This is a genomic window from Limimaricola sp., assembly GCF_016125575.1.
Classification (GTDB): domain Bacteria; phylum Pseudomonadota; class Alphaproteobacteria; order Rhodobacterales; family Rhodobacteraceae; genus WGLM01.
This window is the reverse complement of sequence record NZ_WGLM01000004.1, coordinates 136795-150271: the sequence shown is the minus strand read 5'-3', so window position 1 is coordinate 150271 and position 13477 is coordinate 136795. Positions and strand designations below refer to the sequence as shown.

Sequence of the window (13477 nt, the reverse complement as noted above, 5' to 3'; positions counted from 1 at the left end):
AAAGGACAAGTGAGGACAACATGCGCCAGCTGACGTTTGCCGCCTGCGTGCTGGCCACAGCGGCGGCCGCCGACGAGGCCCCGCTGACCCTGACCAGCGATCTTAACCGCGACAGCGCTTACGAGACGTTCCTGCTGACCCCCGGCGAGGACGGCACATACGATCTGCGGATCGACACGGCCCGGGGGCAGGAAATTGTTGCGCCCGGGTTTGTCTGGGCTGGCGCGATGGCGGGGCAGATGCCCGGGCTGGCGTTGGCGGCCAATGGTTCGGTACAGGTCATCTCGATGAATGACAGCGTGGGACGTGATCGCTGGCGACAGGTTCTGACCATCGTATACCGCAAGGGCGCCTATCAGGTCGCGGGCTTTACCTATGGCTGGCATGACACGCTGGATGCCGCCAATTACGGTGACTGCGATGTTAACCTGCTGACCGGGCGGGGTGAGGCGACGCACGCGGGTGTAATCCGGACGTTCCGCACCCGTGCGCATGCAGTGCCGGTCACCCGGTGGGCTGACGATCCGCAGGTGCCGCCCGAATGCGGCATTGCGCCCTAGCCGTCAGTCCGGCGCCAGCATGTAACCTGCGCCACGCACCGTCTGCAGATAGCGCGGCTGGCGCGGATCGGTTTCGAGCTTGCGCCGCAGGCGGGTTATCTGCACGTCCACCGCGCGTTCCTGCGTCTGCCCGCCGGCTCGGCTCAGCTCTTCGACCAGCCGCGCGCGGGTGATCGCGCTGCCCGCATTGGCAGAGAAGATGCGCATCAGCTGGCTTTCCGTCGCCGTCAGCCGCACTTGCACATCACCGTGGCGCAATTCGCCCCTGTCGATGTCATAGCTGATCGGCCCCAGTTGCAGCACCTTGGGCCGGACTGGCGCCGGCTCGGCCTCGGGCACGCGGCGCAGGATCGCATTGATCCGAAGCAGCAGCTCCTTTGGCTCGAACGGCTTGGCAAGGTAATCGTCCGCGCCAGCCTCCAGCCCGGCGATGCGGTCGCCGGTTTCGGCCCGCGCCGTCAACAGCAGGATCGGCGTCGGCAGCTTGGCCCTGAGTTCACGGCACAGGCTGATGCCGTCCTCGCCCGGCATCATCACGTCCAGCACGATCAGGTCAAATTCCAGCCCGCTCAGGATACGCCGCGCATGGGCGGCGTCGCGCGCCATGCTGACAAGAAATCCGTGGCGGATAAGAAATTTCTGCAACAGCCCCCGGATGCGTTCGTCGTCATCGACGATAAGCAGATGTGCGTCGTCCCGTTTCATGCGCTTTTATCCCTCAGCGCTTCGTATTGGCGCCTGATTTCCTCGTCCATCATCGCCTCCAGCACCTGCCGGAAGCCCGCCACGGCCACCGGCCCCGCGGCGCGGTAGGCCATCCGCATCCGTTCGCGCTGGGCGTCGGACAATTCGCGTTCCAGCGCCGCCCCCTCCGGCGTCAGGAACAGGTGGCGCTCGCGCTTGTCGTTGCGGCCCACCCTGCTTTCCACGAGACCGTCCTCGACCAACGTCCGCAAGACACGATTGAGGGACTGTTTTGTAACACCAAGAATGGCGAGCAGGTTGTTGACCGTGGTTCCGGGGCTGCGGTGGATGAAATGGATCGCGCGGTGGTGCGCCCGGCCATAGGCCTTGTCAGCCAGGATGCGGTCGGGATCAGCGGTGAAGCCGCGATAGGCAAAGAACATCGCCTCGATGCCCTTGCGCAGCTGTTCGTCGGTCAGGAACAGCAGCGCCTGTCCGCCTTGCGGCACGGAAGTCTCGGCCATGGTCTCCTCCTTTCCCTTGCGGACAAGATACGTCAGCCTTGTTGACATTCCAAGACTCAACTGCTAGCGAAACCGCGAGTTCGCGCAATATTATGTCCGTTTCGGACCTATATGGCGAAACAAATGCAAATCAGGAGGCCTGACATGGCAGGATCATATGAAGACCGCGACGGATGGATCTGGATGGATGGCAAGTTGGTGGAATGGCGCAGCGCGCAGGTTCACATCCTTACACATGCGCTGCACTACGCCTCGTCCGTCTTCGAGGGCGAGCGCTGCTACAACGGCAAGATCTTTCGCGGCCACGACCATTCGCTGCGCCTGCTGAAGTCGGGTGAACTGCTGGACATGCCGATCCCCTACACCGCTGACGAGATCGACGCGGCAAAGGACGCCATGCTCAAGGCCAACGGCTGGACCGATGCCTATGTGCGCGCCGTCGCCTGGCGCGGCTCGGGCGAGGACATGGGCGTTTCGGCGCGGCGCAACCCCGTGCGGCTGGCCATCGCCGGCTGGGAATGGGGCAACTATTACGGCGACGCCAAGATGAAGGGCGCCAAGCTCGACATCGCGAAGTGGAAACGCCCCTCGCCCGAAACGATCCCGACCGCCGCCAAGGCCGCCGGCCTTTACATGATCTGCACCATGTCCAAGCACGCCGCCGAGGCCAAGGGATGCTCGGACGCGCTGTTCATGGACTATCGCGGCTACGTGGCCGAGGCGACCGGCGCCAACATCTTCTTCGTGAAGGACGGCGAGGTGCACACCCCGCTGGCCGATGCCTTCCTCAACGGCCTGACCCGCCAGACCGTCATCGGGATGCTGAAGGACAAGCAGATCAAGGTGCATGAACGCCACATCATGCCCGAGGAACTGGAAGGGTTCGAGCAGTGCTGGCTGACCGGCACCGCCGCCGAGGTCACCCCCGTCGGCCAGATCGGCGACTACACCTTCGAGGTCGGCGCCCTGACCCGCGACATCGCCGAAAGCTACGAGAAACTGGTGCGGGCCTGAGGGCCCCACTCACCCCGCCGGCGTCATCGCCTTGCGCTGGCGGGTCCGCTCCAGGCCCAGCTGCCGTTCACGCCAGATAATCAGCACGCCGGCGGCGATGATGATCGCGGCGCCGGACAGCATCGAGGGGGTCGGCACCTCGTTGAAGACGAAAAAGCCCGATCCGATCGCGAGCAGCATCGAGGTATATTCGAACGGGGCAATGACCGAGGCGTCGGCCAGCCGGTAGCTGGACGTCAAAAGCGCCTGTCCCAACCCGCCGCAAAGTCCTGCCAGGACCAGCATCGTGGCCTCTGCCGGCGTCGGCCAGACCCATCCCCAGAACAGCGTCAGCAGCGATAGCAGCGCCGCATTGACCGAGAACCAGAACACGATCGCGGCCGTGCTTTCGGTGACCACCAGTTTGCGCACGAAGACCTGCGCCAGCGCGCCGAAGAGTGCCGAGGTCAGCACCACGATGGCGCCGAGCTTTTCCTCCACCCCGATTGGGCCCGCGGTGATCGAAAAGCGCGGCGTGAGCACGATCATCACGCCGACAAGGCCCATCGCAACCGCTGACAGGCGGAACGCCCGGACCTTTTCGTTCAGAAACATCGCCGCAAGGATCACCACCAGCAGCGGCGAGGCATAGCCGATCGCCGTAACCTCGGGCAGCGGCAGCAGGCCAAGGCCAGCAAAGCCCAGCCCCATGGAGGTGGTGCCAACCAACGCGCGCCAGACATGGCCCAATGGATTCGACGTGCGCCAGCCGCGCCGTATCTCGCCCCGCAGCAGCAGCCATGTCACGATCACCGGGATCGCAAAGGCCGAGCGGAAGAACACGGCTTCACCCGGCGGGACATGGCCGGATGACGCCTTGATCAGGCTTTGCATCGTGACGAAAATGAAGACCGACACGATCTTCAGCGTGATCCCGCGCAGCGGCTGCATGACGAGCCCCTTTCTGGGGCAAGCCTAAGCCGAGGTGAAGCCAAGGGAAAGTGGCTGTTCGTCTCAGGCGCGCTGGCCGCGCGCGATCCTGAACCATGTTTTCAGCCCGGCGCGGCTGGTCTCGTTGCGCGTCGCGCGCAGCTTGGCATCGGCGCGCGGATTGCGCAGGTCCCGGCGTTCCAGCGTCAGGAACCGGCGCAGGCGCAACTCGTCGTCACGCCGGCGCGGATGATCGGCAAGATGGGGTCGCATGGTATTGTCCTCCCTTTGCTTGGAAGACGAGGATACCACGAAAGCCGGGCTGTTTCACTGCCGGAGGCGGGCAACCGCCCATCGCGCGGCATCGGCCACGGCTGGGTCGGAAGCGTCAAGATGTGCTGCGGCTGCCCCTCGAAGTGCCGCCTGCCCGGAATTGCCAATGGCGTAAAGCACGTTGCGCAGGAACCTGTCGCGCCCGATCCGCTTGATCGGGCTGCCGGAGAACCGCGCGCGAAAGGCGGCATCGTCCAGCCCGGCCAGATCGGCCAATGGCGGCGCGCGCAGGTCGTCACGCGCCGTCAGCCGCGCATCGCGGGCAACCACGGCGAACTTGTTCCACGGGCAAACGGCAAGGCAATCGTCGCAGCCATAGATGCGGTTGCCCAAGGCCGGGCGCAGCGCCTCGTCCACCGGGCCGGCATGTTCGATCGTCAGGTAGGAAATGCAGCGCCGCGCATCCAGCTGGTAGGGTGCCGGAAAGGCCGCCGTCGGGCAAATGTCGAGGCAGGCCGTGCAACTTCCGCAATGGCTGACCTCGGCCTTGTCGGGGGGCAACTCTACCGTGGTGAAGATCGCGCCAAGAAACACCCAGTTGCCAATATCCCGCCCCAACAGGTTCGTATGCTTGCCCTGCCAGCCCAGCCCGGCGGCCTGCGCTAGCGGCTTTTCCATCACCGGCGCGGTGTCCACGAAAACCTTGATCTCGTCCCCCGGGGCCTGTGCCAACAGCCATCGGCCAACCGCCTTCAGCCGCTTCTTGACCACGTCATGGTAATCGCGTCCCTGCGCATAAACGCTGATTGCCCCCCGGTCGGGCCGGTCCAGCACCGCCATCGGATCGTGATCGGGGGTATAGCTTTCGGCCAGCATGATCACCGATCGCGCCGCCGGCCACAGCGCGGAGGGATCGCCGCGCCATCCCATCCGCTCGGCCATCCAGCCCATTTGCCCGTGCCGACCGTGGGTCACGAACTGCGCCAGCCGCCCCGCCGCTTGGGGAATGGCATCGGGCCGGCACACGCCCATTGCCGCAAAACCCGCCGTCAGCGCCTGCGCCGCCAGCGCCTCTTTCAGCGCCGCGCTCATGGTTCTTCTGGCCTGAAATACTCTCGGGGGGAGTCCCGCAGGGACGGGGGGCAGACAGCCCCCCTGCGCCGCAAATCAGAAGTCGAGGTCGGCATAATGCGCGGGCGGCAGAAAGCCCGGCACCTGGTCGGCCAGCAATGAGCGGAAGGCGGGCCGCGACTTTATCTTGGCGTACCAGTCCTTGACCACTTCCGAGCGATGCCAATCCACGTCCGAAATGTAATCGAGGCAAGACAACTGGGCGGCGGCAGCGAAATCGGCCAGCGTCATCTCGTTGCCCGCCAGCCAGCGCCGTGCCTCCAGCAGACCTGCCATGTAGTCGAGGTGATACTTGATCGCGCGCGAGCCCGCCTTGACGTTCGCGCTGTCGGGATAGCCGGTGCCCATTACCTTGCGATAGACCCGTTCACCGACCAGCTTGGACGTGACCTCGTGGTAGAACTTGTCATCGAACCACGCGGTCAGGCGGCGCACCTCGTAGCGCGCCTCGGCCTCGCGCGGCATCAGGGGCGGCTGCGGCACGGTTTCTTCAAGGTACTCGCAAATCGCCTGGCTGTCGGCGAGCGTCCGGTTGCCCAACCGCAGGACCGGCACCTTGCCGGCCGGGTTGCGGCGCAGGAACTCGGCCGAGGGCTCCCAGTAGCGTTCCTCGACCAGTTCCACCTCGATACGCTTTTCCGCAAGGCACAGGCGCACCTTGCGCGAAAACGGGGAAAGCGGGAAATGGTAAAGCCGGTTCATGCGTCTTGCCGTCCTGTCCGGGGGTTACTCTTCAATGCCGCATGCGCCGCCGGGGTTCAATCGCGGATTGCCGCGGGCCGGGTCATTGAAAGCACGACGCGCGCCCATCCGCCGCAATCGTCGCGGCCCCGTCCATGATCTGGCTCGCGCGGGTCTGGACGAAACTGCCGGGCCGGGCGGCCGAACGGCCCTTGGGGTCTGGCAGGACGGCCGCCAGCAGCGCCGCCTGCCGGTCGCTTAACTTGTCGGCGTCGACCTTGAAGTAATGTTGCGCCGCTGCCTGCACGCCAAAGACACCGTCATCGAACTCGGCCACGTTGAGATAGACCTCAAGGATCCGTCGCTTGCCCCAGAACAGCTCGACCACCGGGGTCAGCATTGCCTCGATCGCCTTGCGCAGCCAGCTGCGCCCCTGCCAGAGATAGACGTTCTTGACCACTTGCTGGCTGATCGTGGAGGCGCCGCGCGCCCCGCCCGCAGCCATTGCTGCGCGTATGGCGGAGATGTCGAGGCCCCAGTGAAGGCAGAAATTGGCGTCCTCGCCGGCAACGGCCGACCGGGCCATCGCGGGCGCAATCCGCTCGATCGGCACCCAGGTTTGCGAGATGTCGCCCAGCCGCCAGCGTTCGGAGGCCATGTAGGGCGTGATCGGTGGGTTGATCCATGAAAACAGCAGGATCATCGCCAGCATGAATCCCGCCAGTCCCAACACCGTGCGTCCCGCCCAGCGCCGCAAGCGGCGGCGCCAGGACGGGCGGGGTGGTTCCGGCGGCGGGCCGGGTTTCTTGCGAGACTTGCGGGCGGTTGCGCGGGCCATGCCTGTCTATAGGCAGGCCCGTGCAGCAAGGAAAGCCGCCTCTACTCCGCCGGGATCGCCCGCTCTTCGAGGCTTAGCGGATGCGGCAAGTGCACCAGCATCTCCTTGGGGCAGACCTGCAGGAACGCCGCCTTTTCCGCCTGCCAGTTCTGCAGGATGCGCGTGGCGCGGGCGCTGCCGGTCTCGCGCGCGTGGCGGGCGATCAGCTCTTTCAACTGGCTTTCCCAATGGTCCACCGTAACCGGGCAGGTCACCAGCGTCTCGGCGTTGATCAGCGGTGCGCAGGTACCCTCGGGATCGTAGAGATAGGCCATGCCGCCGGTCATCCCGGCGCCGAAGTTGGCGCCGATCTGGCCGAGGATCACGGCAACCCCGCCGGTCATGTATTCGCAGCCATTGCTGCCGCAGCCCTCGACCACCACGGTCGCGCCGGAGTTGCGCACGGCAAAGCGTTCGCCGGCGCGGCCAGCGGCAAAAAGGTAACCCCCGGTTGCCCCGTAAAGCACGGTGTTGCCGATGATCGTGTTCTCGGCAGCGACCAGCGGGCTCGCCATCGGCGGGCGCACCACGATGGTGCCGCCCGACAGGCCCTTGCCGACATAGTCGTTGGCATCGCCCGCGACCTCGATCTTCAGCCCCTTCACGGCGAATGCGCCAAGCGACTGCCCGGCCGAACCGCGCAGCTTCACCGTCAGGTGGTCGGGCTGAAGATTGTTGCGCATCCCGAAGCGCCGCACGATATGGCTGGATGTGCGGGTTCCGATGGTGCGCAGCGTGTTCTGCACCGCGTATTCCAGCTGCATCTTCTCGCCATCATTGAGGAAGCGCGCGGCGTCCTTGACGATTTCGGCGTCCAGCGTGTCGGGCACTTCGTTGCGCGGCTTGTTACGGTCGTAGCGGATCTTGTCGGCGCCATCGACGGTGATCAGCATCGGGTTGAGGTCGAGGTCGTCCAGATGCGCGGCACCACGGCTGACCTGCGTCAGCAGGTCGGCGCGGCCGATCACGTCATCAAGGCTGCGCGCGCCGATGCTGGCGAGGATCTCGCGCACTTCAGTGGCATAGAAGGTGATGAGATTGACCACCTTCTCGGCATTGCCGGTGAACTTGGCGCGCAGGCTTTCGTCTTGCGTGCAGACGCCGACGGGGCAGGTGTTGGACTGGCACTGGCGCACCATGATGCAGCCCATCGCGATCAACGCGGCGGTGCCGATGCCATATTCCTCGGCCCCCAGCATCGCCGCCATCACGATGTCGCGCCCGGTGCGCAGGCCGCCATCGGTGCGCAGCGTCACGCGGCTGCGCAGGTTGTTCATGCTCAGCACCTGGTGCGCCTCGGTCAGGCCCATTTCCCATGGCAGACCTGCGTATTTCACGCTGGTCGCGGGGCTGGCGCCGGTGCCACCGTTATGGCCCGAGATCAGGATGATGTCGGCCTTGGCCTTGGCCACGCCCGCGGCGATGGTGCCGACACCGGAGGAGGCCACCAGTTTCACCGTGACCTTGCAGCGCGGGTTGATCTGCTTGAGGTCATAGATCAGCTGCGCGAGGTCCTCGATCGAGTAGATATCGTGGTGGGGCGGCGGCGAAATCAGCGTCACGCCCTTGGTCGAATGGCGTAGCCGCGCGATCAACTCAGTCACCTTCATGCCGGGCAGCTGGCCGCCCTCGCCGGGCTTGGCGCCTTGCGCGACCTTGATCTCCAGTTCTTCGCACTGGTTGAGGTATTCCGCCGTCACGCCGAAACGGCCCGAGGCCACCTGCTTGATCTTGGCGGACGGGTTGTCGCCGTTGGGTTCGGGCGTGAAATGCGCCGGATCCTCGCCGCCCTCGCCGCTGTCGGACTTCGCCCCGATGCGGTTCATCGCGATGTTCAGCGTCTTGTGCGCCTCGGGCGACAGCGCGCCAAGGCTCATACCCGGCGTGACGAAACGCTTGCGGATCGCGGTGATGCTTTCGACTTCCTCGATCGGCACGGGGTTACCCAGCGGCTTGATCGCCAGAAGGTCGCGCAGGTGGATCGGCGGGTTGGCCTGCAGCACTTTGCTGTATTGCTTCCACAGCTCGTATGAGGCTGCGTTGCAGGCTGCCTGCAGCATATGCATCGTCTGCGCTTCCCAAGCGTGTTTCTCGCCGGAACGTCGGGCTTTGTAAAAACCGCCGATCGGCAGGATGTCCTGGTTGGCCGTCCAGCCGCGCGCGTGGACCTCTTCGATCTTCTGCTGGATGCCGGTGATGCCGATGCCCGAGATACGGCTATGCATGCCCGGGAAATATTCGGCCACAAGGGCGCGGCTAAGGCCTACGGCCTCGAAGTTCAGACCGCCGCGATAGGACGAGACGACCGAAATGCCCATCTTCGACATGATCTTGAGAAGGCCCGCGTCGACTGCCGCACGGTAGCGGCGCATTGCGTCCTCGAGGCTGCCCTCGATCAGGCCGCGCGCCACCCGGTCGGCAATGCTGTCCTGTGCGAGGTAGGCGTTGACCGTCGTCGCGCCGCTGCCGATCAGCACCGCGAAGTAATGCGGGTCGATGCATTCGGCCGACCGCACGTTGACGCTGCAGAAGGTCCGCAGGCCCTTGCGCGTCAGCCACGAATGCACCGCGCTGGTGGCCAGGATCATCGGCATCTGCACCTTGTCGGGGCCTTGATGTTCGTCCGTCAGCACGATGTGCCCGGCGCCCGAGCGCACGGCATCCTCGGCCTCGGCGCGCACCCGCTCCAGCGCGGCGTGCAGCGCGTCGGGCTTGTGGCCGGCGGGGAAGGTGCAGTCGATGAAGGCCACCGACTGGCCGAACTGCCGCACCATCACGTCGAATTCGGTATTGGCGATGAACGGGCTTTCCAGCACGAGGATCTCGGTCTGGGCGCTGGATTCATCCAGCACGTTCTTGAGGTTGCCAAACCGGGTCTTCAGGCTCATCACGCGGCTTTCGCGAAGCGAGTCGATCGGTGGGTTGGTGACCTGACTGAAGTTTTGCCGGAAATAATGGCTCAGCGGGCGGTATTGCTGGCTTAGCACTGCCGGCGGCGTATCATCGCCCATCGAGGCGATCATTTCCTTGCCGTCCTCGGCCATGGGCGCAAGAACCTGCTCCAACTCTTCGATGGAATAACCCGCCGAAATTTGCCGCTTGCGCAGTTCGGCCCCGCTGAAGAGTGCATTTTCGGGCACGTCACGCATGATGACCGACAGGTCGACGACCTTTTCGATCCAGTCAGCATAGGGTTGCGCCGAAGCCAGCCGGTTCTTGATCTCGGTATCGTGGTAAAGTTTGCCCTCGGCCATGTTGACGGCAATCATCTGCCCCGGCCCGAGCGCGCCTTTTTCCTTCACACTGGATTCGTCAATCGGCACCATCCCGGCCTCGGAGCCGGCGATCAGCAGCCCCTCGCCGGTGACGACATAGCGCAAGGGGCGTAATCCGTTGCGGTCCAACCCGCCACAGACCCAGCGGCCGTCGGTCATTGCCAGCGCGGCGGGGCCGTCCCACGGCTCCATCACGGCGTTGCAGTAGGAATACATGTCCTGCCAGGCTTGCGGCATTTCCACCGCCTGCTTGGACCACGCTTCGGGCACCATCATCGTCTTGGCCATCGGCGCCGAGCGGCCGGCGCGCACAAGCACCTCGAACACCGAATCCAGCGCGCCGGAATCGGATGTTCCGAAGGGAATGATCGGCTTGATGTCCTCGGCCATCTCGCCGAACGTGTTGGACGCCATGCGGATTTCATGGCTGCGCATCCAGTTGACGTTGCCTTTCAGCGTGTTGATCTCGCCGTTATGGGCCAGCATGCGGAACGGCTGGGCCAGCGCCCATTGCGGGAAGGTGTTGGTTGAATAGCGCTGGTGATAGATCGCGAATGCGCTTTCAAACCGGGCATCCAGAAGGTCGGGATAGAACACCGCCACCTGTTCGGCCAGCATCATGCCCTTGTAGATGATCGACCGGCAGGACAGCGAACAGAAGTAAAGTTGCGGGATCTGGGCCGCGGCGGCGGCCTTTTCGATCCGGCGGCGGATGATGTAAAGCTCGCGTTCAAACTGGTCGGCGTCGATGTCCTTTTCGCAGCGGATCAGGATCTGTTCGATCTCGGGCCGGGTCGAATTGGCCTTTTCGCCGAGGACATCGGTATTCACCGGCACATGCCGCCAGCCGTAGATGTAGTGCCCCATCCGCAGCACTTCGGATTCCACGATGGTCCGGCAGCGCTCCTGTGCGCCGAAATCGGTGCGCGGCAGGAAAACCTGTCCGACGGCAACCAGCTTGTTCATGTCGGGCTCATGCCCGGTGCGGCGGATCTGGTCGTAAAAGAAATGCACCGGGATCTGCACGTGGATGCCCGCGCCATCGCCGGTCTTGCCATCGGCATCGACTGCGCCGCGGTGCCACACTGCCTTCAACGCGGCAATGCCCTTTTCCACGACCCCGCGCGACGGCTTGCCGTCGATCGCGACAACAAGGCCCACGCCGCAGGACGAATGTTCGTCTTCGGACTTGTAGAGGCCATTCTCATCCAGCCATGCGCGGCGCGCTTCCTCGGCCGCGGCCCAGCTTTCGTCATACTGCGTCATGGGTTGGCTCCTTGGGGCAAAAGCGGGGCTGCGGGGGCGGTGTAGGACGACATGATCGCGCCACAGCCGAACTTTGGTTGCGAGGACAGGAACCCGGGCTGGCCGGGAAAGATGAACTGCATCGGGGTGTCGTCGGTGGTGTAGCTGTCGGTGGGTGTGGTCACCTTGCTGACACCGGCGAGGAATGTACGCCACTCGGCGTTGACGAACTCGTTGCCTTCGGACCGCCACAGCTCGGCTCCATCAGGGCCGGTTGCGGTAATATGATATTGGGTCCGGTCCAATGTTACGCCGTCGATCACCACTTTGCCGATCAGCCGATCCTCGCCCACGTAATGGATGGTGCCGACTTGCGGCGAGGTGGTAGTGAAGTCGTAGGTGTCGACATTGGTCGCCAGCAATGTCGTCAGCGAGGCCGGGTCGGCCGCGCCCGGATCAAGCGAATCCTCCACGCCGTCGCGGGCGTGAAATCCGCTGATCCATTGCGTTTCGGCGTCGATGGTGCCGGCATAGACAAGGCCGTTCTGGTCGAGGTCCACGCGACGTTGATAGCCCGCGGGATCACCGGTGCAGGTAAAGAGGTGCGAGACGGTGCAACTGAGCATCTGAACCGTGACGTAGGCCGTGCAGCCTTCGGGCAGTGTGAAGGTCTGCGTGTCCTGCGCGGCCACCGGGCCGGCGAGGCAGATCAGGGCGAGGGCGGCGGGGCGCAGCATCGGCCCTACTCCGCCGCCACGGCGGCAGGTTGCGCGAGGTAAGACAGGATTGCCTGCGCCGCGTCGCGCCCGTCGCGGATGGCCCAGACCACGAGGCTGGCCCCGCGCACGATGTCGCCTGCCGCGAATACGCCGTCGAGGCTGGTCTGCCCAGTGCCATATTCGGCCTTGATCGTGCCCCAGCGGGTTACTTCCAGCCCGTCGACACCCCAGAGACGTGGCAAATCCTCGGGCTCGAACCCCAACGCCTTGATGACAAGGTCGGTCGGTTCGGCATAGTCCGCACCCGGCATCACTTCGGGTGCCTGCCGGCCTGTCACATCAGGCGCACCAAGGCGCATCTGCTGGACCGTCACCGTCTCGACGGTGTCGCCGTCAAAGCCGATCGGTGCGGAGAGCCAGACGAATTCCACGCCCTCTTCCTCGGCATTTGTGACCTCGCGCTGGCTACCGGGCATGTTGGCGCGGTCGCGGCGATAGAGGCATTTCACGCTGTGTGCGCCCTGTCGGACGGCCGTGCGCACGCAATCCATGGCGGTGTCGCCGCCGCCGATGACCACCACGCGTTTGCCGGCGGCGTTCAACTCTCCGCTGTCGAACTCCGGCACATCGTCGCCAAAGCTTTTGCGGTTGGAGGCGGTGAGGAAATCAATCGCGCGGACGATGCCCACGGCATTGGATCCCGGCGCTTCGAGATCGCGCGACTTGTAGACGCCTGTGGCGATCAGCACCGCATCATGCTTGCCGCGGATTGCGTCAAAGGACAGGTCTTCTCCGACGTTGCAGTTCATCACGAACTCGACCCCGCCGTCGCGCAATTGCTCCATCCGCGCCATCACCACGTCCTTCTCAAGCTTGAAGCCGGGTATGCCGTAGGTCAGCAGCCCGCCGGCACGGTCGTAGCGGTCGTAGACGGTGACCTGCAGTCCGGCCCGGCGCAACATGTCGGCGGCGGCAAGGCCCCCGGGGCCGGCGCCAATGATGCCGACGCTTTCGGGCCGGTCGGCGGCGGGCCGAATCGGACGCACCCAGCCTTCCTCCATGGCAAGATCGGTCAGGTATTTCTCGACCGAGCCGATGGTGACGGTGCCGTGGCCCGCCTGTTCAATCACGCAGTTGCCCTCGCACAGACGGTCTTGCGGGCAGATGCGGCCACAAATCTCGGGGAAGGTATTGGTGGCCTGACTAAGCTCATAGGCCTCTTGCAGGCGGCCCTCGGCGGTCAGGCGCAGCCAATCGGGGATGTTGTTGTGCAGTGGACAATGGGTCTGACAGTAGGGCACGCCGCATTGGCTGCAGCGTCCGGCCTGCTCGGCCGCTTTCTCGCGCGCGAACTCGGCATAGATTTCGTGAAAATCACGGGTGCGCTCGCCCGCGGTCCGCTTCTCGGGCATGGCCCGATTGACCGTCACGAACTTCAGCATTTTCTGGCCAGCCATGCCGCACCCTCCCAGTCAGTCCCGGCGTCTTTCGGATGCACTGGATAGGACGGGGCCGCGGAAATGAAAAGTCAGTAATGCTGACCTAGTTTCCAGATTTTTATTCTGGCGCGGCCAAATCTTGCCGT

12 protein-coding genes are annotated in these 13477 nt (G+C 64.7%); 2 read left to right on the top strand and 10 right to left on the bottom strand.

Annotated elements, in window-relative coordinates:
• The first annotated feature begins 20 nt into the window (after positions 1 to 20).
• Positions 21 to 560, top strand: coding sequence for a hypothetical protein (locus tag GC146_RS07660; RefSeq protein WP_291836709.1), 540 nt, complete (start codon positions 21 to 23; stop codon positions 558 to 560).
• A 3-nt stretch (positions 561 to 563) separates the two neighbouring features.
• Here GC146_RS07660 and GC146_RS07655 read toward each other — a convergent pair whose 3' ends face one another.
• Together GC146_RS07655 and GC146_RS07650 are read right to left on the bottom strand one after the other, a co-directional pair.
• Positions 564 to 1265 (bottom strand): response regulator, encoded by a 702-nt coding sequence (locus GC146_RS07655; protein ID WP_291836707.1) that lies wholly within the window; start codon positions 1263 to 1265, stop codon positions 564 to 566.
• Positions 1262 to 1768 carry a MarR family transcriptional regulator gene (locus GC146_RS07650; RefSeq protein WP_291836705.1) on the bottom strand — a complete coding sequence of 169 codons (507 nt, stop codon included), beginning with the start codon at positions 1766 to 1768 and terminating at the stop codon, positions 1262 to 1264. Before GC146_RS07650 ends, GC146_RS07655 begins: the two co-directional genes overlap by 4 nt.
• A gap of 144 nt (positions 1769 to 1912) precedes the next feature.
• Here GC146_RS07650 and GC146_RS07645 point away from each other — a divergent pair, with 144 nt between their 5' ends.
• Positions 1913 to 2782, top strand: a complete 870-nt coding sequence (locus GC146_RS07645) for a branched-chain amino acid aminotransferase (protein WP_291836703.1) — start codon at positions 1913 to 1915, stop codon at positions 2780 to 2782.
• Between the two features lie 9 nt (positions 2783 to 2791).
• Here the strand turns inward: GC146_RS07645 and GC146_RS07640 are convergent, their stop codons facing one another.
• From GC146_RS07640 to GC146_RS07605, 8 genes are all read right to left on the bottom strand, one after another.
• On the bottom strand, positions 2792 to 3712 hold the full coding sequence (locus GC146_RS07640) for a DMT family transporter (protein WP_291836701.1): 921 nt from the start codon (positions 3710 to 3712) through the stop codon (positions 2792 to 2794).
• Positions 3713 to 3775: 63 nt separating this feature from the next.
• Positions 3776 to 3964: a hypothetical protein gene (locus GC146_RS07635; RefSeq protein ID WP_291836699.1), complete on the bottom strand. Its 189-nt coding sequence runs from the start codon at positions 3962 to 3964 to the stop codon at positions 3776 to 3778.
• A gap of 54 nt (positions 3965 to 4018) precedes the next feature.
• Positions 4019 to 5056 (bottom strand): tRNA epoxyqueuosine(34) reductase QueG, encoded by a 1038-nt coding sequence (gene queG, locus GC146_RS07630; protein WP_291836697.1) that lies wholly within the window; start codon positions 5054 to 5056, stop codon positions 4019 to 4021.
• A gap of 75 nt (positions 5057 to 5131) precedes the next feature.
• Complete coding sequence (locus tag GC146_RS07625) at positions 5132 to 5797, bottom strand: glutathione S-transferase family protein (protein WP_291836695.1); 666 nt, start codon at positions 5795 to 5797, stop codon at positions 5132 to 5134.
• Between the two features lie 82 nt (positions 5798 to 5879).
• On the bottom strand, positions 5880 to 6614 hold the full coding sequence (gene mtgA / locus GC146_RS07620) for a monofunctional biosynthetic peptidoglycan transglycosylase (RefSeq protein ID WP_291836693.1): 735 nt from the start codon (positions 6612 to 6614) through the stop codon (positions 5880 to 5882).
• A 41-nt stretch (positions 6615 to 6655) separates the two neighbouring features.
• The gene (gene gltB / locus GC146_RS07615) at positions 6656 to 11194 is read right to left on the bottom strand and encodes a glutamate synthase large subunit (protein ID WP_291836690.1); all 4539 of its coding nucleotides are present in this window, start codon (positions 11192 to 11194) and stop codon (positions 6656 to 6658) included.
• Positions 11191 to 11910, bottom strand: a complete 720-nt coding sequence (locus GC146_RS07610; RefSeq protein ID WP_291836687.1) for a hypothetical protein — start codon at positions 11908 to 11910, stop codon at positions 11191 to 11193. Before GC146_RS07610 ends, gltB begins: the two co-directional genes overlap by 4 nt.
• A gap of 5 nt (positions 11911 to 11915) precedes the next feature.
• Positions 11916 to 13349: an NAD(P)-dependent oxidoreductase gene (locus GC146_RS07605; RefSeq protein ID WP_291836684.1), complete on the bottom strand. Its 1434-nt coding sequence runs from the start codon at positions 13347 to 13349 to the stop codon at positions 11916 to 11918.
• Positions 13350 to 13477: the final 128 nt, after the last annotated feature.